The 20,817-nt window shown below is 62.3% G+C and carries 21 protein-coding genes and 2 tRNA genes; 10 read left to right on the forward strand and 13 right to left on the reverse strand.

Annotated elements, in window-relative coordinates:
* Positions 1–8: 8 nt before the first annotated feature.
* Positions 9–74 (reverse strand) — tRNA-Lys (locus O6760_RS16155).
* A 1-nt stretch (position 75) separates the two neighbouring features.
* Positions 76–151 (reverse strand) — tRNA-Gln (locus O6760_RS16160).
* A gap of 453 nt (positions 152–604) precedes the next feature.
* On the opposite strand from O6760_RS16160, the gene O6760_RS16165 reads away from it, so the two are divergent.
* The 4 genes from O6760_RS16165 (at position 605) to O6760_RS16180 (ending at position 3,585) form a co-directional block, all read left to right on the forward strand.
* Positions 605–1,045, forward strand: coding sequence for a ketosteroid isomerase-related protein (locus tag O6760_RS16165; protein WP_269580743.1), 441 nt, complete (start codon positions 605–607; stop codon positions 1,043–1,045).
* Between the two features lie 367 nt (positions 1,046–1,412).
* Entirely contained in the window at positions 1,413–2,015 is a 603-nt protein-coding gene (locus O6760_RS16170) for a TetR/AcrR family transcriptional regulator (protein ID WP_269580744.1), read from the forward strand.
* Positions 2,016–2,017: 2 nt separating this feature from the next.
* The gene (locus O6760_RS16175; protein ID WP_269580745.1) at positions 2,018–2,899 is read left to right on the forward strand and encodes an SDR family oxidoreductase; all 882 of its coding nucleotides are present in this window, start codon (positions 2,018–2,020) and stop codon (positions 2,897–2,899) included.
* A complete protein-coding gene (locus O6760_RS16180) occupies positions 2,896–3,585 on the forward strand; it encodes an SDR family NAD(P)-dependent oxidoreductase (RefSeq protein ID WP_269580746.1) in 690 nt (229 codons plus the stop codon). The genes O6760_RS16175 and O6760_RS16180 overlap by 4 nt, the downstream gene beginning before the upstream one ends.
* A 317-nt stretch (positions 3,586–3,902) precedes the next feature.
* Here the strand turns inward: O6760_RS16180 and metK are convergent, their stop codons facing one another.
* The 3 genes from metK to O6760_RS16195 form a co-directional block, all read right to left on the reverse strand.
* On the reverse strand, positions 3,903–5,090 hold the full coding sequence (gene metK, locus O6760_RS16185; protein ID WP_269580747.1) for a methionine adenosyltransferase: 1,188 nt from the start codon (positions 5,088–5,090) through the stop codon (positions 3,903–3,905).
* A gap of 91 nt (positions 5,091–5,181) precedes the next feature.
* On the reverse strand, positions 5,182–6,876 hold the full coding sequence (locus O6760_RS16190; protein WP_269580748.1) for a glycine/sarcosine N-methyltransferase: 1,695 nt from the start codon (positions 6,874–6,876) through the stop codon (positions 5,182–5,184).
* Positions 6,877–7,354: 478 nt separating this feature from the next.
* Entirely contained in the window at positions 7,355–7,681 is a 327-nt protein-coding gene (locus O6760_RS16195) for an ArsR/SmtB family transcription factor (RefSeq protein WP_269580749.1), read from the reverse strand.
* A 78-nt stretch (positions 7,682–7,759) separates the two neighbouring features.
* Here O6760_RS16195 and O6760_RS16200 point away from each other — a divergent pair, with 78 nt between their 5' ends.
* Positions 7,760–8,242, forward strand: a complete 483-nt coding sequence (locus O6760_RS16200; RefSeq protein ID WP_269580750.1) for a DUF6428 family protein — start codon at positions 7,760–7,762, stop codon at positions 8,240–8,242.
* A gap of 55 nt (positions 8,243–8,297) precedes the next feature.
* Here O6760_RS16200 and O6760_RS16205 read toward each other — a convergent pair whose 3' ends face one another.
* The 6 genes from O6760_RS16205 to O6760_RS16230 form a co-directional block, all read right to left on the reverse strand.
* Positions 8,298–8,717, reverse strand: a complete 420-nt coding sequence (locus O6760_RS16205; RefSeq protein WP_269580751.1) for a hypothetical protein — start codon at positions 8,715–8,717, stop codon at positions 8,298–8,300.
* A gap of 325 nt (positions 8,718–9,042) precedes the next feature.
* Positions 9,043–10,935 carry a bifunctional sugar phosphate isomerase/epimerase/4-hydroxyphenylpyruvate dioxygenase family protein gene (locus O6760_RS16210; protein ID WP_269580752.1) on the reverse strand — a complete coding sequence of 631 codons (1,893 nt, stop codon included), beginning with the start codon at positions 10,933–10,935 and terminating at the stop codon, positions 9,043–9,045.
* A gap of 18 nt (positions 10,936–10,953) precedes the next feature.
* Positions 10,954–12,228: a TRAP transporter large permease gene (locus tag O6760_RS16215; protein WP_269580753.1), complete on the reverse strand. Its 1,275-nt coding sequence runs from the start codon at positions 12,226–12,228 to the stop codon at positions 10,954–10,956.
* A complete protein-coding gene (locus tag O6760_RS16220; protein WP_269580754.1) occupies positions 12,225–12,758 on the reverse strand; it encodes a TRAP transporter small permease in 534 nt (177 codons plus the stop codon). The genes O6760_RS16215 and O6760_RS16220 overlap by 4 nt, the downstream gene beginning before the upstream one ends.
* Positions 12,759–12,815: 57 nt before the next feature.
* Entirely contained in the window at positions 12,816–13,823 is a 1,008-nt protein-coding gene (locus tag O6760_RS16225; RefSeq protein WP_269580755.1) for a DctP family TRAP transporter solute-binding subunit, read from the reverse strand.
* 19 nt (positions 13,824–13,842) lie between these two features.
* A complete protein-coding gene (locus tag O6760_RS16230) occupies positions 13,843–14,727 on the reverse strand; it encodes a shikimate dehydrogenase (protein WP_269580756.1) in 885 nt (294 codons plus the stop codon).
* A gap of 171 nt (positions 14,728–14,898) precedes the next feature.
* Between O6760_RS16230 and O6760_RS16235 the strand changes: the two genes are divergently transcribed.
* From O6760_RS16235 to O6760_RS16250, 4 genes are all read left to right on the forward strand, one after another.
* Complete coding sequence (locus O6760_RS16235; RefSeq protein ID WP_269580757.1) at positions 14,899–15,564, forward strand: TetR/AcrR family transcriptional regulator; 666 nt, start codon at positions 14,899–14,901, stop codon at positions 15,562–15,564.
* A 366-nt stretch (positions 15,565–15,930) separates the two neighbouring features.
* Positions 15,931–16,257: an ArsR/SmtB family transcription factor gene (locus tag O6760_RS16240; protein ID WP_269580758.1), complete on the forward strand. Its 327-nt coding sequence runs from the start codon at positions 15,931–15,933 to the stop codon at positions 16,255–16,257.
* On the forward strand, positions 16,254–17,357 hold the full coding sequence (locus tag O6760_RS16245; RefSeq protein WP_269580759.1) for a permease: 1,104 nt from the start codon (positions 16,254–16,256) through the stop codon (positions 17,355–17,357). The genes O6760_RS16240 and O6760_RS16245 overlap by 4 nt, the downstream gene beginning before the upstream one ends.
* Before the next feature lie 7 nt (positions 17,358–17,364).
* Entirely contained in the window at positions 17,365–18,219 is an 855-nt protein-coding gene (locus O6760_RS16250) for a transglutaminase-like domain-containing protein (RefSeq protein ID WP_269580760.1), read from the forward strand.
* A 114-nt stretch (positions 18,220–18,333) separates the two neighbouring features.
* Here O6760_RS16250 and O6760_RS16255 read toward each other — a convergent pair whose 3' ends face one another.
* On the reverse strand, positions 18,334–19,023 hold the full coding sequence (locus O6760_RS16255) for a dimethylsulfonioproprionate lyase family protein (RefSeq protein WP_269580761.1): 690 nt from the start codon (positions 19,021–19,023) through the stop codon (positions 18,334–18,336).
* A 176-nt stretch (positions 19,024–19,199) separates the two neighbouring features.
* On the opposite strand from O6760_RS16255, the gene O6760_RS16260 reads away from it, so the two are divergent.
* A complete protein-coding gene (locus tag O6760_RS16260) occupies positions 19,200–20,297 on the forward strand; it encodes an NAD(P)/FAD-dependent oxidoreductase (RefSeq protein WP_269580762.1) in 1,098 nt (365 codons plus the stop codon).
* A gap of 5 nt (positions 20,298–20,302) precedes the next feature.
* Here the strand turns inward: O6760_RS16260 and O6760_RS16265 are convergent, their stop codons facing one another.
* Positions 20,303–20,806, reverse strand: coding sequence for a cytochrome b (locus O6760_RS16265; protein ID WP_269580763.1), 504 nt, complete (start codon positions 20,804–20,806; stop codon positions 20,303–20,305).
* Positions 20,807–20,817: the final 11 nt, after the last annotated feature.

Here is a 20,817-nt window from a genome sequence, read left to right on the forward strand (position 1 = left end):
CCGGGAGGTGGAACGGGAGTCGAACCCGCGACCGTCGGATTAAATGTCCGATGCTCTATCCAACTGAGCTATCCGTGGAGCACATCACAGGAGTCGAACCTGTTGCCTCCGGGCTACAGTGCCCGGCGTTCAACCGTTGAACTTCATGCGCGACAGTCCGATCTTCCGAGGCAGCATGCGGACATGAAGCGGCAGGGCCGGATCATGCGGGTGGCGAAAATGGCCGACCATCAATGTCTGCTCCGGTGAGGTGACCGGTGAAGAGGTGATAACGCCAAACCGGGGGTGCTTGCAACTGGCAATTTAGCGATAGAACTAAAATGGTGCTTTTGAGTAACAGTGTGTTGCAGTTTGGAAACTTTAAAGGCGATGGCAGGGCCGGGCAAAGGTTTCGTGGCCTTGGTGCGGGGACGTCAATCAGGCTGGTGAGATGTCTGAAGGAGGACGATCAGGGGCTGGGCGGAGATCCGGCTGACGGGAGTCCGTCTGTTTTTGAAGCGGTTTCGGTGAAGAACCGTAAACCGCAATCCTCTCTCCCTCTTGCGCAAGGTTCGGCTCACAGGCACACTCGCCGCCAAATTGCAGCTTGCCGCAGCGAGGATCCATGCCCAACAAGCAGTCCCGGTTTCTGATCGATACCTATTTCGCAGCCTTCAATGCTGGCGACACCAAGAAGATGGAAAGCCTGGTGGCCGACGATCTGATCCATGATGTCAACCAGGGCGAACGGCGTGTCGGCAAGGACAAGTTCTGGTCCTTCAACGTCCACATGACCCGCTGCTACAAGGAGCGGCTCACCGATATCGAGTTGTTCGTCAACGAGGACGGCACGCGGGCGGCAGCCGAGTTTGTCGTCAACGGCAGCTATATCGACACCGATACGGGCCTGCCGGAAGCCCGGGGCCAGACCTACAAGCTACCGGCCGGCAGCTTCTTCGAGATCCGCGATGGCAAGATCGCCCGCATCACCACCTATTACAATCTTCAGAACTGGATCGACCAGGTGAAGGAAGGAAGTGGCGAGAAAATGCCCGAAGAGGCCTGAGCGCACCTTCCTTGCGCGGGTCGCCGAAGCTGTTCGATCCCTTAGCGTTTCATCAAGGCCCCGTGCGAAAGCGCGGGGTTTTTTGTTGCCGGAAAGGCAGCCGAGCTAGCCTGGGCTGTCGGCTTTCGGGTTGCACACGCATCTGTGAAGCCGATGGTGTTGACGATAAATATTAGACCGGTCTATTTTTAATTTGAGGCAGAGGAAGGGACTTGGGCCGGCTGGTGGCGGCCCCTTCCCGGGACCACCGGAAAGAACGGCCGGACCGAGAGCTGCATGCACGCAAAAAAGGCGGGGCCGCGAGCCGCTTGTATGCAAGCGGGCGGTGCCGCTGCGGGGGTTGGATTTGGCAGAGAGGGTGAGAGGAATGGCGCGCATTCGCAACGATGCTGCCTACGAGGCGGCAAGAGACCGCCTTCTGGAGGCGGGCATGACCCTGATCCGGCGAAACAGCTTCGACGGGATCGGCATCAATGACGTGCTGAAGGAATGCGGCGTGCCGAAAGGGTCGTTCTACCACTACTTCGACACCAAGGAAGACTTCGGGATCGCGGTTGCGCAGCACTATCACGAGCAGCAACTCGCCTTTGCCCGGGATTGTTTTTCCGATACCTCCCTCGATCCGCTCGACCGGTTGAAGGCCTTTTTTGAAGGGGCCCGCGCAATGATGAGGGAGCGCGGTTACGCACAAGGCTGCCTGATGTGCAACCTGTCGACCGAACTTGCCGGCGGCCGGCCCGCCTTCCAGGCCGAACTTGACCGCCACTGGCAGAATCTCACCCGGGAACTGTGCTCGTGCCTGCGGCAGGCCGATCTGTCGCGGATCGGGCTGGGGCATCTTTCTCACGAGGAGGCTGCCGACTGGCTGATGAATTCGTGGAGCGGCGCGCTGACCAGAATGAAGGCCAGCCGCAGCGACGAACCCCTGGCGCTGTTTATGCGCACAATCTTCAAGAACGAAGGAAGTTGAGTATGGAGTCTTCCAAAACCGTCCTGATCACCGGTGCGAGCCGGGGCATCGGCCTGTTGACCGCCAAGGAGCTGATCGATCGGGGACACACGGTCTTCGCGGGCATGCGCGACCTTGATACACGCAATCGCGCGGCTGCCGAGGCGCTTGCCGCACATGCGGCTTCCCGGCCGGGGACGGTCCTGCCCGTGGAGCTTGATGTGACCGATGACGCCAGCGTTCTAGGGGCCGTTGCGCGGATCGAGGCGCAGCGTCCGATCGATGTCCTTGTCAACAATGCGGGGGTCATGCCGGTCGGCCTCACGGAAGGGTTCACGCTGGAACAGGCCAGGGACCTGTTCGATGTCAATGTCTATGGCATCATGCGCATGAACCGGGCGGTTCTTCCGGCGATGAGGCAGCGCAAGACCGGACTGGTGATCAGCCTGAGTTCGGCGGCCGGCCGTTTCGGCATGCCGTATTTCGGTCTCTATTGTTCCAGCAAATGGGCGATGGAAGCCTATTGCGAGGCACTGCACTACGAACTGGAGCCATTCGGCATTGAATCGGTTCTGGTCGAACCGAGCGGGCACGGCACCGAGCTTGTGGCAACCGCGCCGGCACCGGCCGACGCGGAGACCGTCGGGCAGTACGGCGATCTCTCCCGGGGGCGTGACAGGCTGCTCGGCATGTTCCAGGGCATGTTCGAACAGGGTGAAAAGCTCACGGACGCCAACAATGTCGCGGTGGCGGTCGCCAGCCTCGTCGAGATGGCGGCGCCGCGGCCGATCCGTACGCAGGTCGGTCACGACATGGGGGTAAGCGCGGTCAACGAGGCCGTCGCGCCGATCCAGGCCCAGCTGATGACCATGCTGAAACCCGTTTATACAGGAGCTGCAACATGACAAGGAACGCTCTCATCGTCGGCGCGGGGGCGGGGCTCAGTGCCTCGCTGGCGCGGCTTTTTGCCGGCAATGGCTACGACGTTGCATTGGCGGCGCGCGATCCCGGCAAGCTGGCCGACCTGTGCGCGGAAACTGGTGCGAAGGCGCATGCCTGCGATGCTTCGGAGACGGATAGTGTCGCGGCCTTGTTCGAGGCTCTCGACAAGGACGGGGCGACGCCGGACCTGGTTGTCTACAATCCGAGCGGCCGCGTGCGCGGGCCGGTTGCCGAGCTGGATCCGGCGGCCGTTCACGCTGCACTCGACGTGACGGCCTTTGGGGCGTTCCTCGTCGCCCGCGAGGCGGCAAAACGGATGGAACCGAAGGGCGAGGGGACGATGCTCTTTACCGGTGCGTCTGCCGGGATCAAGGGATTTGCGCAATCGGCTCCGTTCGCCATGGGCAAGTTCGCCCTGCGCGGCCTTTGCCAGTCACTGGCTCGGGAACTGCACCCCAAGGGCATCCACGTGGTGCATTTCGTCATCGACGGAGCGATCCACAACCCGGCCCGCGGAGCGCCTCATGACGATCCGGAAAAGACCCTGCACCCGGATGCGATTGCCGAAACCTATCTGGCCATGGCCAACCAGCACCGCAGCGCCTGGACCAACGAGGTTGAACTCAGGCCGCATGTGGAGCGGTTCTAGGGTCAGGGCCTATTAATTTGATTGAAATGGTAGGGATGAATTTGTTCGGATACGAGGCGCAAAACTGCAGGAAACCGTCCGGTTTCCAAAGATTTGCAACGACGTTGCCGGGCAAATTCACCCTATCCCGGACGGAGGCAAAAACGGCTTCGATCTGCTGCGTCACACCGCTCAACCGGGCAGGAAGCCCGCTTATCGCGCTTTTCCTTGCAGCTCATCGCCGTTTGTTGCGCCATTTCAATCAAATTAATGAGTCCTGACCTTAGGCCCGAGTGAAGAAACCCCCGGCACAGGCCGCGCCGGGGGTCATGGTCAGTTCACTCGGCCGCGTCGGCGCGGGCGCCGAAGTGGCTGGCGAGGTCGTCGGCGATGTCCGTCTTTTCCCAGCCGAAGCCGCCGTCGGCATCCGGTGCGCGGCCGAAATGGCCATAGGCGGCGGTGCGGGCATAGACCGGTTTGGTCAGGCCGAGCTGTTCACGGATGCCGCGCGGTGTCAGGCGCACCATGTCGCGCAGGGTCTTGCCGAGGGCAACTTCGTCCACCTTGCCGGTGCCCTGGGTGTCGACATAAACCGCGACCGGCTCCGGAACGCCGATGGCATAGGCGAGCTGGATCAGGCATTTGTCCGCGAGACCCGCGGCGACAACGTTCTTGGCCAGATAGCGCGAGGCATAGGCGGCGGAGCGGTCGACCTTGGTCGGATCCTTGCCGGAGAAGGCGCCGCCGCCATGCGGTGCCGCGCCGCCATAGGTGTCGACGATGATCTTGCGGCCGGTCAGGCCGGCGTCTCCGTCCGGGCCGCCGATGACGAAGCGTCCCGTCGGGTTGATAAAGATGCGGTTTTCGGGAACCGTCCAGCCCACCGGCAGGGCGTGCAGGATGAACGGCAGGACCGCTTCGCGGACCTCTTCCTGGCTGACATTTTCGCCATGCTGCGTGGAGACGACGACCGCGTCGATGCCGGTGGGTTTGCCGTTCTCGTAGCGGAGCGTCACCTGGCTCTTGGAATCGGGCTGAAGGCGCGGTTCCTTGCCGGACTTGCGGGCCTCGGCCATGGTGCGCAGGATCTTGTGCGACAGCAGGATCGGAGCCGGCATCAGCTCTTCGGTCTCGTTGCAGGCGTAACCGAACATGATGCCCTGGTCGCCGGCGCCTTCTTCCCCCTTGTCGCCTTCGTCAACGCCCATGGCGATGTCCGCGGACTGCTGGTGAAGGCGGTTGACCACTTCCATGGTCTTCCAGTGGAAACCGTCCTGCTCGTAGCCGATGTCCCTGACGGCCTCGCGCACCAGGTCCTCGACGCTGTCGAGCACCTTTTGCGGACCGCGCACTTCACCGGCGACGGTGACGTGATTGGTCGTGGTCAGCGTCTCGCAGGCGACGCGGGCATTGGGCTCTTCGGCGAGGAAGGCGTCCAGGATGGTATCGGAAATCCGGTCGCAGACCTTGTCAGGATGGCCCTCGGAAACGGATTCACTGGTGAACAGCCAGGATTTCTGCGTCATTGCGCACTCCTTGTTGTTGGGAAGGGGAAAAGCCGGGTTGTCGGGAAAGGCCGGACACCGCCCCGTTCGAGGCGGTGTCCGTTCAAGGGTGTCACTCGGGCTTGCGGAACATCTGGATGCCCCAGGCGAGCTGGCCGGCATCGGCACTGTCGACCCAGTTCTTGAGGCCCGCGGTCATCTTGTCGAGATACTCCACCGAAGCACCTTCCGAGCGCAGCTTGTCGTAGTTGGCCAGCAGTTCCTCGCGAACCCGGTTATAGTGGTTGCGAAGCTGGTTGGTCATGTCGCGCTGTTCGGTGATCTCGAAACCGAGCGCCTGTGCCGCTTCGCGGTAGAAGCGGAAGGACCCAAGGCTGTTGAGCTGCAGGCGGTCGTAAACCGGCTGCAGCGCCTGGGGGTCGGCATCGTCGGCCTGCATCGGATCGGTGAAGATGAAATGGCCGCCCGGCTTCAGCACCCGGTGGACTTCCTTCAGGACCTGATCGCGCTGGTCGGAGTGCAGGATCGCATCCTGGCTCCAGACGACCTCGAAACTTTCCGATTTTTCCGGAATGTCCTCGAAGACACCATGCACGACGCGGATCTTGTCCTTAAAGCCCTGCTGGACGTTGCGGTGGCGGTTGGTGTCGTTCTGGACATCGGAAATGTTCAGGCAGACGGCTTCACAACCGGTCTCCTTGACCACCTTGCGCATGGCGCCGCCGTATCCCGAGCCGATGTCGAGCACCTTGGCGCTGTCATCTAGGTTCGGCAGCATCCTGACCATTTCGTCGATGGTCAGGTCGGAGGCTTCGCGGATGTTGCTGGTGGTGTCATAGAGGCCGATGTGAAGATCCTGGCCACCCCAGACCACGCTGTAGAACGTGTCGGCATCGTCGCTGTCGTAATAGGTCTCGGCGACCTCGCGGATGTCCTGCTTGCCGTCCTCTGCTTGCGCACCGCCCCAGCGCACCAGGTGCAGGCTGGATTTTTCCGCGATGTGAATGAAGAAGTCGGGGTCGGTCTCGGCAAAGGTTTCCTGGAAATCGCCATAGGTGCGGACGCGTTCGAAACCGGCTTCCGACAGGAGCTGGCGCATATAGTTCTTGCGCACGGGGCACATGTTGAGCGTGTATTCGGCGCCGTCCGGGAAGCTGTACTTGAAGCGGGCGAGACCTTCGTCCAGGTAGTCCGGCTCGGCCTTCACCTTCTTGCCGGCATAGTAGTACTTGTGCTTGTTGGAATAGTCCTTGTTGTCGAGCATGGCGTCGTAGTTGCGCTGGTCGATGATCAGGATCCCGTCGTGTTTCAGGGCCGCGTAGAACTCGGCCAGCGCCCGGCGGCGGTCCTTCTCGTCATGCAGGTGCGTGAAGGAATTGCCGAGACAGATGATGGCGTCGTACTTGCCCTGGATGTCGCGGTTGAGCCAACGCCAGTCGGCCTGCACGGTTTTCAGGATCATGCCGCGCTTCTGACCGTTCTCGAAGGCCTTGGCGAGCATGGCGGCCGAGCCGTCGGCGGAGGTGACGTTGAAGCCGGCCCTGGTCAGGCGGACAGAGTGGAAACCGGTGCCGGTGGCCACGTCCAGGACGGTCTCCTTGCCACGGGCACGCAGGACGTCCATGAAGAACTGGCCCTCGCTGTCGGCCCGGGCGTCCCAGTCGATCAGCTCGTCCCATTTCTCGACGAAGGACATGATGTACTCGCCGCGATAAAGGTCCGTTTCACGGTCCGCGATCGGATCCTGACCATACGCCTGCTCGTCCAGTTGCAACTCGGCATTTGTCGCCAACTGCTGTGCCTGCATGGATTCATTCTCCCTTGTGGTCGGTTTAACCGGCTCGTTATGAGCCGAAGAGCGCACGCGCTCATGCACCGCCCAGGTTTAGGGCGGCGTGGTTCGGAACTGTTCAGTTTCAGGCCCGGCGAAATTGTGCAGCGGTGCACGGGACGGTGTTCAGACAGCCCTTTGCGCGAAGGGCCGGGTGCCGGACCATTTGGCAAGAGGCGCGCCGCAGCAGCTCATGGTGGCCGCGAATGAACCGGTCGATTGATCTGTGTCGATCCGGTCCGGCAGACAGGGCGCGCCCATCGGCCATAAGGTGGCGGGACCTTAACAAACGCCTGAGTCATTACAACAGCAGGCAAGGAGAATGGGTGTTATTTTCGACAGGAAGCGAGTTCAAGTTATTGTTTTGTAAAGTCTAATTTTTTTGCAAAAGTTTTCTGACAGCATGCTGCGGTGCGGAGTTGCCGACCGGTCGGGCATAAGGTGGTTGTGAGAGTCAGCATGTGCTACCCGGCTGGCAGCAGGCCCGGACTGTTGCATTGTTGTTGCAGCAGTCCTCCAGAAGAAACCGGATCAGACCGCCCATCGCCTCGAAATCGACCCGGTACGTAATCTGCCGCGATTGGCGGCTTGACGTTACCAGCCCGGCCTCTGCGAGGTTTGACAGGTGGAAGGAAGCCCGCGACGGCGTGGCGCCGACATCCGCCGCGATTTCACCGGCCGTCAGACCGTCCGGGCCGGCCACGACGAGCTTCTTGAGAATCCGCAGACGTGTCTGGCTGGAGATCGCGGACAGCGCCGCCAGGGCATCGGCTTCAGTCATATTTCAAACTTTCTTGAAATGAATTCGGTTTTGTGTCATCAAGATATTTCAACTAATTTTGAAATGAAAGGATGGATCATGACCTGCGAAACCCTGCTGGAAACCCTTGAAGACCTGCCGGGCGAAGCGCCCCTGGTATTTTCGACCGACCAGGGCGATATCGGCGACGGCTATCATGTCACCGAGCTCAAGCTCGCGCACGTGACCGGGATCGATTGTGGTGCGCGCCTGTCCAACTGGACGGAGGCAACGCTGCAGCTGCTGGATGGCGAGGGCGGCGGACACATGCAGGCCGGCAAGTTCGCGGCAATCCTGAAACAGAGCATGGCCAGGGTAACAGGCCTGGGCAGTGTTCCGTTGCAGGTCGAGTTCGATCACGGCAACAGGGGCAAGCGGATCTACCAGCTCGCGACGCCGGAACTGCGGGACGGCCGGATCGTCGTCGCACTGCGCAACACCCGTGCGCATTGCAAGCCCGCGCTGGACATGGCGATGGCGAGCGGCACGTCTGCCGGCTGCTGCGGGGCGAACGCGGCGGCAGCTTCAGGATGCTGCCAATAAGGCGGGCCGGGACTTTGCAGGGCCAGCGGCGAACTCACTTTTCTGGTGAGTTCGCTTACCGCACCAACTTGTCCACGAGACCGATGACTTCATCGATTGCGTTGTCGATGACCGGACGGCCGTCCTCGTATTCGTAGCGGGCTCCCAGATATTTCTGTGGCGTGCCATAGACGAACTTCCGGCCGCGCCTGGTTTTCTCGATCAAACCCATCCGGACCAGCTTCGCCAGTTTTCGCGTGGCAGAAGTCATTGAAATCCCGACGTTTCTCGCGACATATTCCAGGTCGCATTCCTCGGATTTGTAGTCGGCGAGATACACCGCCTCGCGCACCAGCATTTCGTCGAGCGTCAGGCCCGGAGAGATATCCATCAGGATCCTGGTGATGGTCGCGTGCAAATGGATCAACAGTCTGGCGCGCAGCAGCCGGCGCTCGTCAACCTCGTTGGGCGTGTGCACCTTGACAGGTTTGCGCATGTTGTCCCCCTGGATACTCCCCGGTTTGGCGAGTTGAAATCCTACAGGCTTTTTTTGCGCTTGCGAATTCGTCTGCAGGAGGTATTTCGGGCGCCGCACATCCGGAGACGCGGCACCGAACGCGTACCTTGCCGGGGCCAGGGCTCCTGGTTCTTACAGGCGGGACGTGGCCGCTCTCCCACCTTATTTCCGTTGCTTGACTGAACCGGCAAAGCCCACCGCTTGCCGGCGAGAGCTCCGGAAATGCGCCCGGTACGAACACGGCCGACGGTTGCGGGTAACCGCATGACCGTGTTTCGTACCGGGCCGCTTTTTTCAAAGCATATCAGCGCACCGGCATGCCCCTGGCCCGGAAATGGCGTTTCTGGGCTGCGATGCGGAACTGCGCGTTTGCGGCGCCATAGCCCTTGTAGCCGCCCCTCCGTTCGACGATCTCGAAGAAGAACCCTTCGCCGTAGGTCGGGCTGTAGAGCTGGAAATATTCGCCGCTTTCGTCCCGGTCATAGAGAATGCCGGAAGATTTCAGCGCCTCGAGAAACTGTTCCTCGAGGCCGAACCGGGCGTCGAGATCATCGTAGTAATTGGGCGATATGGCGAGCGGGGTGAAACCGTTGGCCTTGAGCGCCTTGAAGGTTTCGAAGATGTCGGTGGTCTCGAACGCAATGTGCTGGACACCGGAGCCGAAACCTTCCTGGATGAAATGTCCGGCAAGCGTCTTGCGGTTTTCAGCGCCGTTCAGCGTGATGCGCAAGGTGCCGTCCGCGTTCTCGATCGCCTGGCTGCGCACCAGTCCCGCCGGATCGATGACATCGACCATGGGGGTCTTGTCGGTGTTGAAGATCGACCGGTAGAACAACAGCCAGGTCAGCATCTCGTCATAGTTCATCGTCTCGGCGATGTGGTCGATCCGGGTGAGGCCGGCATCCGTCGTCCCCGAGCCTTCCTCAACGCGCATGAACTCCGTCTCCCAGACCTGTGAGAGCTCCCGGCTGCCGTCGATGAAATGGAGCACGCTGCCGCCAAGGGCCCGGATCGCCGGGATCTTCAGCTCGCCCGGGCCGACCGGTTGTTCAAAAGTCTTGGCGCCGAGGCTTTCCGCACGGGCGACGGTCGCTTCCGCATCGGCCACCTTCAGGCCGATGTCGCAGACATTGGTGCCATGGGAAATATAGGATGCGTGCGCGAAACCGCCGGGATCGGTGTTGATGACAATGTTGATCCCGCCCTGGCGCCACAGTTCCACGTCCTTGGAGACGTGCCGGCCCGCCTTCCGGAACCCAAGCGTCGACAGCATGGCCGTCAGGTCCCCGGCTTCCTTCCGGTCAGCGGCGAATTCAACATATTCAATGCCGCCGACAGGGACACGCTCCGGCATGTCCGGCACGGGAATCTTGACACCGGGCTCTGTCCGCCGCACCTGGTCCATCAGGTAGAGCAGGGAGCGGTATCCGTCGACGGCGATGGATTTCGGCGAACCGCCGCGGAACTGGTCGTTGAAGATTTCCAGAGACAGCACGCCGTCATATCCAGTTGCCGCGACCGCGCGCATGAAGCCGGTGACGTCGAGATCGCCTTCGCCGGGCATGTTGCGGAAATGGCGGCTCCAGTAGAGCAGGTCCATGTTGAAGGCCGGCGCGTCGGCCAGCTGGACGAAGAAGATCTTGTCGCCGGGGATGGCCCGGATCGTGTCCGGGTCGGTCTTGCGCGCGAGTGTGTGGAAGGAATCCAGGATCAGGCCGACATTGGCATGGTCGGCCCGCCGGACGATTTCCCAGGCGTCGCGGTGATCATTGATGAAGCGGCCCCAGGCCAGCGCCTCATAGCCGATGCGGATGCCGTATCCGGCGGCCAGATCGCCCAGTTCGCGAAGATCGTCGGCGGCACGGTCGATGCCGCCGAGCGCGATCGGAGACACGCTCGAGCAGATCAGGACCAGGTCCGCGCCCATCTCCTGCATCAGGTCGAATTTCCGCTTCGCCCGTTCGAAGGTCCGCGTCCGTTGCGGTTCCGGCATGCCCTCGAAATCGCGGAAGGGCTGGAACAGGGAGATCTCCAGGCCGTGGTCACGCACCAGTTGGCCGACTTCCTTCGGACTGCGGTCGAAAGCGAGGAAGTCGTTTTCGAAGATCTCGACGCCGTCGAAACCGGCGGCTGCGATGGCGCTGAGTTTCTCGGCGAGGTCGCCTGCGATGGAGACGGTGGCGATGGCGGTTTTCATGAGGACCTCTTTCTCGGGCTAGTAGCCCATCACCCTTGGCAGCCAGATCACCGTCTCCGGTACGAAAGTGAGGATCAGGAGAACCAGCACTTCAACCGCGAAGAACGGCAGGATCGCGGCTGTCAGCCGGGCCATGCCCACCTGTGCGATGCCCTCTGCGACAAAGAGGCAGAGTCCGAGAGGCGGGGTGATCAGGCCGATCATCAGGTTGAAGATCACCAGGATGCCGAAATGGACCGGGTCAATGCCGAGGCCGACCGCGATCGGATGCAGGATCGGTACCAGCACCAGCATGGCGGCGATGCCTTCCAGGAACAGGCCGACAAACAGGAACAGCAGGATCGTTGCGAGCAAGAAGGCCGTCTGGCTGTCGACATTGGTCAGCACCCAGTCGGTCAGCATGTTGGGCACGCGGTTGTAGGTGAGCAGCCAGTTGGCGGCGGATACGGCGGCAATGATGATCAGGATGACAGCGCTGTCGCGCATGGCTTCGGCAAAGAGCCGCGGGAGGGCCGAGAGCCTGATGTTGCGATAGACGAAGATGCCGAGAAACAGCGCATAGGCGACGGCGAAGCTGGCGGCTTCCGTCGGCGTGACGATGCCGAGCAGGATCGAGCCCACCACGAAGACGGGCATCAACAGCGGCAGGATGCCGCCGAGAAGCGCCTTGCTGGCCGGTTCGTGAACAAGGTCATCGGCCTGATCCCCATGGTCGATCTTGACGGTGAGCATGACAAAACCCGACAGGAAGATCGCCAGCAGGATGCCGGGGATGATGCCGGCGAGAAACAGCGCAGGCACGGAGACGCCAGAGACGATCAGGGCATAGATGATCACCGGGATCGACGGCGGGATGATCGGACCGATCACCGAGGAGGCCGCGGTCAGCGCCGCCGCGAAGGGGCGCGAATAGCCGTGTTTCTCCATTTCGGGAATGAACACCCGGCCGATGGCGGACGTGTCGGCGACGGCGGAGCCGGAGAGACCGGCGAAGATCACCGAGGCCCAGATGTTGACCAGGGCGAGGCCGGCGCGCAGGCGCCCGACAAGAACGTTTGCGAAGGCGATGATGCGGCCGGTGATGCCGCTTTCGTTCATGACCTCGCCTGCCAGCACGAAGAGCGGAATGGCCAGCAGGGGAAAGGAGTTCATTCCCTTGAACATTTCGGTGGCGACCACACGCAGGGAATAGGGGGCTTCGCCCGTGCCCATGAAGACCAGCAGGGCGGCGATGATGGCAAGGGCGATCGGAACGCCGGTGGCAAGGCCGATAAGAAGAACAGCGTAGATCATGCCGGCACCGCCCTGGAGGACGTGATCCTCTCGATGAATTTCAGAAAGGCCGCAACGGCCAGGAGCACGCCGCCGATTGTGATGGCATATTGCCAGGTGCCGACCTTCGAGACCCAGATGAGGGTTTCAATGCCGGTTGTGTCGACCAGCCAGTTGCCGGCGGATTTGAGGCCCGAGGCGTCGATATGGCCGCGGCGAACCGCAAAGGCATGACCGGAAAAGGCAAGCGCGATGCCGGTGATGCAGCTCACAAGATCAACGGCGGCAAAGAGCCTGTCTCTCGCGGCTTCAGGCAGGAAATCGGTCAGGATGGTGAAGCGGATGTGCCTGTCCTGGAGATAAGCCAGAGCCAGGCCGAACATGACACCATAGATGGTCAGGTAGATCGGCAGTTCCTCGCCCCAGGCAACCGACTGGCCGACCGTGTAACGCCGCAGCGAATTGACGAAGATGATGGCGAAGACAAGAGCCATCGAAAGTCCGGCGCCGAACGCGAACAGGCGTCCGGCAAGTGCATTGAGCGTTTTCATGTCTTTGGCCCTGGCAGTCTCCCGGGCCGCGCCGGGTCCGGGAGACCGTGTTTGGGGTTACTGGCTCTCGGAAGCGACAGCTTCCTGAAGGCGGTCGATCCAGACGGCATCCTCGCCCAGTTCTCCGCGCAGGTATTCAACCACGGCCGGCTGTGCCTTTTCGGCAAAGGCCGCGATTTCGTCGGCGGTCGGGGAATAGACCTGCATGCCTTCGGCCTGGACCTTGTTGACGCCGTCCGCTGTGCTCCACTGCTGGATGGAGCGGCCCATGTTGCCGGCAACACGTGCGGCGCGGGCGACCACGGCCTGCTCGGCCGGGCTGAGCGACTGGAAGAACTCGTCAGAGATCAGGATGAAGTCGGCGGCATAGACGTGGCCGTCAAGGGTCATGTATTTCTGCAGCTTGTGCAGGCCGTTGTTGTAGATCACGCCGACAGGGTTTTCCTGGCCGTCGACAACGCCGGTGGAGAGTGCGTTCGGCAGTTCAGTCCAGGCGATTGGGGTCGGTTCACCGCCAAGGCCCTTGACCATTTCCACGTAGAGCGGAATCGGCTGGACGCGGAATTTCAGGCCTTCCATATCGGCAGGAGAGCGGATCTCGCGGGTGCCGTTGGTGAAGTTGCGGAAGCCGGTCTCGCCATAGGCGAGCGTCCTGAGGCCGGTCTGGGCAAGGCAGTGCTCGGCCAGTGCGTCGCCGAAGTCACCGTCGAGAACGTCCCAGGCAAGGGTGGCCGAGGAGAAGGTGTAGGGAATGTCCAGGACGGCTGCCGCCGGGCAGGCCTTGGACATGGCGCCGGAGACCAGTACGACCTGGGTCAGGTTGTCCTGGGCCTGGGCGACCAGTTCGTCCTCGTTGCCGAGCGCTCCGGCCGGGAACAACTCGACCGTCAGGTCGGTTTCCCCTTCGACGATGTTCTTGAAGATGTGGGCGGCGGCACCCTTCTTGGACGCGGTCCACTCATCCGGGTCGACATGGGCGACGCGGATGGTCTGGGCCTGGGCCGTGGCGGCGAGGCCGAGCGTGAGTACGGCAGTTGCTGCCAGGGTAGAGAAATTGAAACGCATGATATCCTCCCGATTGCGTTTAGGCATCCACAGTTGCCTGCGGTCTGGTGTCGAAGGCATCGAAGGCCGCCTTCATCCGATCCGGGTCGGCTCGCCGACCGGTAAAGAGCTCAAAGGCCCGTACGGCCTGGAAGACCGCCATGCCCGATCCGGGCAGGACACGGCATCCAAGCTTTCTCGCGCCCGCCAGCAATTCCGTTTCCAGCGGGAAATAGACAATGTCGGCGACCCACAAGTCGGGCCGCAGAAGAGGGAGCGGGAATGGCGTTCCCGGCGTCTTGGCCATGCCGACGGGGCTGGCATTGACCAGGCCCGACAGACCGTCGGTCGCAGTTTCGTCAATCGCGGCCACCGTCTCGACGAAGACACCCGGCCGATTTTCCCGGACCTGGGCCGCAAGCTGGTCGCGGCGTGCCGGATCGAGATCGAAGATCCTGAGGCGGCGGGCGCCGCAATCCGCCAGGGCATGGGCAACAGCCACGCCCGCGCCGCCCGCGCCGATCAGAAACACCGTCTCCAGGGACGCGTCCGGCATGTTTTGCCGGAAACTCTCCGCGAAGCCCCACAGGTCGGTGTTGTGGCCGATCCGCTTGCCGTCCCGGAAGACGATGGTGTTGACCGACCCGACTGCCGCAGCGTTCTGCGACAGCTGGTCGAGGAAAGGGATCACTTCCATCTTGAAGGGGTAAGTGACGTTGAGACCGCAGAAACCGGTCATTTCCGCTGCCTGCACAATGACTTCCAGGTTTTGGCGGTTCGCGGGAAACGTGTCGACATCGATGATGCGATAGACGCCGCGCATGTCCTGAGCGGCCGCTTCGCTCATGTGCATTTCCGGTGTTCGGGAGCGCGCGATGCCGCGTCCGATCAAACCGGCCAGCAAGATGTTGCCGTCTGCCTTCACCCAGGCTCCTCCCAGAAACCTTTTTTGTCCGCCCCTTCAAAGGGGTGTTGCCAATGGAGATCGCGTCTCCTTGGGGTCAAAATGTACCAGTCAGTTAATTCCGTCAAGCGAAATGTACCAGACGGTTAAATTGGGGTGGCGCGGAACGCCAAGCTGAGCTAGAAAAAAGGCATGTCGATCAATGAGTCAGAGCGATCCGAAAAAAGTTCAGCGCGTGCCCGCTGGAAGCAGGATCCGGAAGGAGTGAAGGCCAATATCCTGGCCGTTGCGCTGGAGGAATTTGCCACCAACGGACTGTCAGGCGCGCGCATGGACGAAATCGCCGCCAAGACCCGCACGTCCAAGCGCATGATCTACTACTATTTCGGGGACAAGGAGACGCTGTACCTGAGGGCGCTGGAATCAGCCTACAAGAAGGTGCGCCAGGGCGAGGAACAGCTGGACCTTGAGCATCTCGGCCCCAGGGACGCGCTGGCGCGGCTGGTGGAGTTCACCTTCGATCACCATCGCAACAACCCGGCCTTCATTCGTCTCGTCATGATCGAGAACATCCATCACGGCCGCTACCTGGAGCAGTCGGCAAAGATCAAGAGCCTCAATGAGGCGGCGATTTCACAGATCGAACTTGTCTATCGCAAGGGTGTCGCTGCGGGCGTTTTCCGCAAAGGGCTGGCTCCCTTGCGCATTCACTGGCTGATCTCCGCGATGAGCTTCTTCAACGTCTCCAACGCCACCACCTTCTCAATGCTGTTCGGGCCGGAGCTTCAAGGCGAGGCCGGCCAGGCGGCGCTGAAGGGTGATGTCTCGGAGAGCGTGCTGCGGTTCGTGGCGGTGTGAGTAGGGGCCTTATTCGCTCTGTTCCGTCATTCCGGACAAGCTTTCGCGCGGCGAGAGCTCCGATGTCACCCCGGGCGCAGCGCAGCGAAGACCCGGGGCCTACTCGTTTGCAGAGAGGAAGCGGGGATGTTTGAGAGAACTCGCTTAGGCTTGGGCTAGCGGCTTTGCGAGTGGGTCCCGGCTCAAGGCCGGGATGATGCTGGAGAGCGTGTCGAGGCTATCCTCGTAAGCGGTTCTATTCGAAGTGAGGGGCATGCCACTTGCCCGACATTTCCCGGGAGTTCGGCCTGGCAATCAGAAAGTGTCATTTGACAGCGCCTAAAAAAACTATATAACTAGAAATGTAGTTATATTTGTGAGGCGCGAATGGATCTGGAAATTGCGGCGCAAGGTTTCGCGGCGCTGGGCTCGGAAGCCCGGCTGCAGGTGGTGCTGACCCTGGTCAAGGCGGGGCAGGGCGGTCTGACGGTGGGGGATATCCAGTCCCGGACCGGCATGGCGGCCTCGACCCTGGCGCATCACCTGAAATTCCTCGCCTCCGCCGGTCTTGTTCTCCAGGAAAAGGACGGCCGGTCGGTGTTCAACCGGGCCGCCTTCGACCATCTGGAGGATCTCGCCGGATACATCCTCAAGGAATGCTGCGCCGACGAAAACGGCGCTGCCGGGCCGGACGCGAAAGGAGCGGGTTCATGACTGATGCGCTGAACAATCTGGAACCATCAGGCGCGAGCTGCTGCGCGCCGAAGACCGGTTGCTGCACGGCCCCGGAACCGAAATGGTCCTGGAAGAGCTTCCCGGGCAGGGACTATCTGTTCTCGACCTGGACCATCGTGCTTGCCGGGCCTGTGCTGGTGCTGCTGTTCGACCGGGCGCAATTCGTTCCGTTTGTCGTTTTTGCGGTCAAGGCCTTCGGGGGCACGCTGCCCTATATCGCCTTTGCGGTCGCATTGATTGCCTGGCTGAAGGCGTCCGGGGCCGAGGCCTATGTCGGCAAGGCCTTCGAGGGGCGCGAGACCCAGGCGATTGTTCTCGCGGCTCTGTTCGGTGGTTTGGCGCCGTTCTGCTCCTGCGAGGTCATTCCCTTCATTGCCGGGTTGCTGGCGGTCGGGGCTCCGCTTTCCGCCATCATGGCGTTCTGGCTGTCGTCGCCGCTGATCGATCCGCCGACGCTGCTGATCACGGCGGGAGCGCTCGGCTGGCCGTTTGCCATCGGCAAGGCCGTCTTTGCGGTCGGGTTGGGGCTGTTCGGCGGCTTCCTGGTTTCGTTGTTGCTGCGCACGGGTGTCTTCGCCAATCCGGTGAAGACCGGATCTTCCGTCGGTGGCTGCGGCTGCGGCGCGTCGCCCAAGACCGGTCGGCCGGTCTGGCAGTTCTGGCGCGAAATTGACCGCAGGGAAAAGTTCGGCGCGGAGCTGAAGGCCAATACGCTGTTCCTGGTGAAGTGGCTGGCGCTGGCCTATGTGCTGGAAGCCGCGCTGGTGACCTATGTGCCGGCCGACCTGATCGCCACCGTGGTCGGCGGCGAGGGACTCGGGTCCATCGTGATTTCCGCGCTGGTGGGCATGCCCGCCTATCTCAACAGTTACGTCGCGCCGCCCCTGCTCGCCGGCCTGATGGACCAGGGCATGAGCGCGGGCGCGGCCATGGCCTTCATGATCGCGGGTGCGGTCAGTTCCATCCCGGCGATGGCCGCTGTCTGGTCGCTGGTCAAGCCGCGGGTCTTTGCCACCTATCTCGGACTGGGCTTCGTCGGCGCTGTGCTCTCTGGCCTGATCTTCCAGCTGGCAGTGTAAGGAACGGATGATGCGCACCAACGTCACGGTCACCGTCGCACCGCAGGAAGCTCAAACAGGCAGGCTGCTTGTGCCGGTCGGCCTGCCGACGCCGCATCAGCTGCCGGTTGGTTTCGAGGTGGCGGGCGGGCAATTCACCCTCACCGGGGAGAGTGCAACAGGACAGATCTCCGCCCTGGTGACGACGGAGCCGGGGCAACCCGTCGAGATCCGCTACAGTTTCCTGGAGGGCGGTCCGGGATATCCGGAGGAGCTGTTTCGCCCGCACCGGAACCGCTATACGAATGCGGCGCAGGAGCTGGTGTTCGATGCCATCAACATTGCCGATGCCCAGCCCGACGGACGGGCCGCCATCCAGGCGCTTGTCAATGCCGCGGCGGAGAAATTCCGCTATGCGCATCCGGAGGTGCGCTTCAATGACGGCCGGGAGGAAGTGCCCTATCTCGCCTGCGGCCTGACCGAAGGTTCCTGTGTGGACATCAACACCTACCTGATCGCGTCCCTGCGCGCCGCGGGCTTTGAAGCGGGCTATGTCACCGGCTATTTCTTTCCGAAGGAAAAGAACGGCTGCTGCGAGGACATGCATTGCTGGGTGGTCACCCGCCATGACGGTGAGGTGCAGGAATGGGACATTGCCCACCACCTGAAAATGGGCACGCGCGCGGTCCGGTGCGGCCTCAATCCGAAGCCCGGCGACCGGGTCGCGGTGGCTCACTCGATGGGATTGACCTTTCCGGCTCTCGGCATCGACTGCGAGAAACTGATCGGCGAACCGGCCTGGGTCGGTATTGACGGCCGGCTGGAACAGGCCGAGGTGACGATCCGGCGCGAGATCGTCGGCCGGAGGGCCGCGGCCGAGTGAGGGGTGGAGGATTTCGGTGTTCGCTTTCGCTCTCGCCGATCCGCTGGGGTCCGGACCGCCGCGCAGCTTCGCTGCACGCGTCCCGAATGACGAATCGGGAAACGGAGCGCAAGCTCACCCCCGCTTGCGGCTGAACACCATCTTCTGGTTGGCGAGGCGGTCCTGCGGGCCGATCCAGGCATAGGCAAGCAGGGCCGGTTCGGTCTTGGAAACGGTGATCCTGTGCGTGTGCTCCGGAGGATTGAAGATCATCGAGCCGGGGGCATAGACCCCCTGGTGGTTTTCCGAGACCGCTCCTGAAAGGCAGATATAACTTTCCGAGATCCCGCTGTGGGCGTGTGCCGGATAGGTGCAGCCCGGCGCGAACAGCACCAGGCCCAGAATGATTTCGGTGGTCAGGACCGGGCCGTTGGGACCGCAGATCTCGGCATAGGCATAAGTCCTGTCCAGCCCGCGCGGGACCTTCTCGTAGCCATATTGCCAGATCAGGTGTTCCTGCACGCTTTCAACGGACCGGATCAGCGGCACGGTGCGTTCCTGCTTGCCTTCGTCCAGCGCGCGCCTCAGATGAGCGGTCACCGGCTTGTGCGCCGGGGCATCGAATCGGACCTCGGCGTTGGATTTCTTGACCCGGCTGATCGCCTCGCGCACGGCCCGCTGGTGGGCGCGGATCTTGTCGCTGCCACCGGAGGACAGGTGACGATAGGTCTCGTAGATTTCCCGCAGCAGGTAGCCCCAGTCGGGATAGTCCGAGAGCCGCTTCTGCGCCAGGATGTCCCGGCCCGGATTGTCTGTGTCCAGCATGCCATTCCCTCACGTTCACAAGCGAACGCCGCAAAGGTATATCCGCGCGGGTTAGCGGCTGGTTTCCGGGCGGCAACCGGAACCACATATCCGTCATGCGCTGAGCACCGTGCAAGATATCTTGCGTGGCCATGCGAGAGCGATAGTCTGCCGGTTCATACCGCAGGACGATTCCCATGACTGTTTTGATTGTCGGCGCCGGTATTTCCGGCCTTTCCACCGCCTGGGCCCTGACCAAACGGGGTGTTCCGGTCACGCTTCTGGAGCAGGGACCGATCCCGAATCCGCTGTCCGCGTCAGGCGACCAGCACCGCATCATCCGCCGGGCCTATGGCGGCCAGGGCGGGTATCAGCGCCGCATCGGCGATGCCTATGATGCCTGGGACGCGATGTGGGCGGACCTGGGGGAGAAACATCTGGCGGAAACCGGCTTTCTGCTGATGTCGCAACAGGAAGGTGATGGCGGCGATGTCTACCGGGACGGTCTGATCGAGGGCGGCTATCCGTTCGAGGACCTGACGCCGGAAGAGGCGGCGGCCCGTTACCCGTTCGTGGATCCGGCGACCATCCGCTATGCCGCAGCCAGCACGGAAGGTGGAGTGCTCCTGTGCAAGAAGATCGCTGCCGGTCTGAGGGACTGGCTGGTGGCGGCCGGTGCGGATGTGCGCGAAAACGCCCGCGTGACCGCGGTCGATGCCGCGTCCGGTTCCGTGACACTGGGTGACGGGTCGGTCCTGTCCGCGGATCATGTCATCGTGACCGCGGGCGCCTGGACGCTGGGCCTGTTCCCGAGGCTCGACATCAGCCTGACCACCTACCGCACCGCTGTCGTCTACCTGACACCGCCCGCGGACCTGCGCGAAGCCTGGGAACGCGCGCCGGCGATCCTCGATCCGGGCGGGCCGGTCGACGGCTACATCCTGCCGCCGGTGGCCGGTACCGGCCTCAAGTTCGGTGCCGGCATCCACAAATACAAGGCTGCTCCGGACCAGGACCGCATCGCCAAGGCCGGCGAGGGGAAAACCCTGCGCGACTATTTCTCACCGCCCTTTGCCCGGATCGGCGAGTACCGTGTCGACGACGTCGTCACCTGCGCCTACACCTTTACCGCTGACGAGCATTTCTTCGTCAAAACCGACGGCAAGGTCACGGTGGTGTCGGCCTGTTCGGGGCACGGCTACAAGTTCGGGGCGGTTGTCGGGCAGAAACTGGCCGAGGGGGTCGTCCGGAAAGATATGGAAGCTGCGCGGGTCTGGCTGGAGGCAAGGGACTGACGCCCTTATCGTGTCCGCGTCGAGAACATGCGCGTGAGGCTGCCGTCCTTCAACGCAACGTGGTGATAGAGTGCGCCCAGCGTGTGCAGCGCCACCAGCACGATAAAGAGCGGTTTAGCGAGTTCGTGCAGTTCCTCGAAGGTGTGGATGCCACCATACCATGCGAGCAGACCGGTGACCGGAGCAAGGATCATGGCCAGATAGAGCAGGCCATGAACCGCCCTGGAAGCAAGCTCCTGCAGCCTGGAAGAGGGCAGCGGTGACGGGATACCGTGGATTGCCAGCACAAGCAGTCTGACGGCGGTCAGTGCCAGGATCGCAATACCGACCCAGATATGCGCGTTGCCCATGAACGAGACACCGGCATCAGGCGTGCCCCCGTTGCGCAGGGCCCGCTCAAGCGCTTCCATGCTTTCACCGAAGATGATCTGAAACAGGATGAGCGCCGCGATAACCCAATGCAGGATGATGTGGAGCGGGCTGTAGGAAACGGGCTGGGTCCGGGACATGGCGACCTCTG

The sequence above is a fragment of the Roseibium sp. Sym1 genome (assembly GCF_027359675.1).
Classification (GTDB): domain Bacteria; phylum Pseudomonadota; class Alphaproteobacteria; order Rhizobiales; family Stappiaceae; genus Roseibium.

Coding starts and splice junctions, on each gene's coding strand:
- O6760_RS16235 (WP_269580757.1), top strand. CDS start 14,899: ATGTCGATCAATGAGTCAGAGCGATCCGAAAAAAGTTCAGCGCGTGCC.
- O6760_RS16205 (WP_269580751.1), bottom strand. CDS start 8,717: ATGCGCAAACCTGTCAAGGTGCACACGCCCAACGAGGTTGACGAGCGC.
- O6760_RS16255 (WP_269580761.1), bottom strand. CDS start 19,023: ATGCTGGACACAGACAATCCGGGCCGGGACATCCTGGCGCAGAAGCGG.
- O6760_RS16260 (WP_269580762.1), top strand. CDS start 19,200: ATGACTGTTTTGATTGTCGGCGCCGGTATTTCCGGCCTTTCCACCGCC.
- O6760_RS16195 (WP_269580749.1), bottom strand. CDS start 7,681: ATGACTGAAGCCGATGCCCTGGCGGCGCTGTCCGCGATCTCCAGCCAG.
- O6760_RS16265 (WP_269580763.1), bottom strand. CDS start 20,806: ATGTCCCGGACCCAGCCCGTTTCCTACAGCCCGCTCCACATCATCCTG.
- O6760_RS16210 (WP_269580752.1), bottom strand. CDS start 10,935: ATGAAAACCGCCATCGCCACCGTCTCCATCGCAGGCGACCTCGCCGAG.
- O6760_RS16190 (WP_269580748.1), bottom strand. CDS start 6,876: ATGCAGGCACAGCAGTTGGCGACAAATGCCGAGTTGCAACTGGACGAG.
- O6760_RS16175 (WP_269580745.1), top strand. CDS start 2,018: ATGGAGTCTTCCAAAACCGTCCTGATCACCGGTGCGAGCCGGGGCATC.
- O6760_RS16220 (WP_269580754.1), bottom strand. CDS start 12,758: ATGAAAACGCTCAATGCACTTGCCGGACGCCTGTTCGCGTTCGGCGCC.
- O6760_RS16250 (WP_269580760.1), top strand. CDS start 17,365: ATGATGCGCACCAACGTCACGGTCACCGTCGCACCGCAGGAAGCTCAA.
- metK (WP_269580747.1), bottom strand. CDS start 5,090: ATGACGCAGAAATCCTGGCTGTTCACCAGTGAATCCGTTTCCGAGGGC.
- O6760_RS16215 (WP_269580753.1), bottom strand. CDS start 12,228: ATGATCTACGCTGTTCTTCTTATCGGCCTTGCCACCGGCGTTCCGATC.
- O6760_RS16165 (WP_269580743.1), top strand. CDS start 605: ATGCCCAACAAGCAGTCCCGGTTTCTGATCGATACCTATTTCGCAGCC.
- O6760_RS16170 (WP_269580744.1), top strand. CDS start 1,413: ATGGCGCGCATTCGCAACGATGCTGCCTACGAGGCGGCAAGAGACCGC.
- O6760_RS16245 (WP_269580759.1), top strand. CDS start 16,254: ATGACTGATGCGCTGAACAATCTGGAACCATCAGGCGCGAGCTGCTGC.
- O6760_RS16240 (WP_269580758.1), top strand. CDS start 15,931: ATGGATCTGGAAATTGCGGCGCAAGGTTTCGCGGCGCTGGGCTCGGAA.
- O6760_RS16200 (WP_269580750.1), top strand. CDS start 7,760: ATGACCTGCGAAACCCTGCTGGAAACCCTTGAAGACCTGCCGGGCGAA.
- O6760_RS16180 (WP_269580746.1), top strand. CDS start 2,896: ATGACAAGGAACGCTCTCATCGTCGGCGCGGGGGCGGGGCTCAGTGCC.
- O6760_RS16225 (WP_269580755.1), bottom strand. CDS start 13,823: ATGCGTTTCAATTTCTCTACCCTGGCAGCAACTGCCGTACTCACGCTC.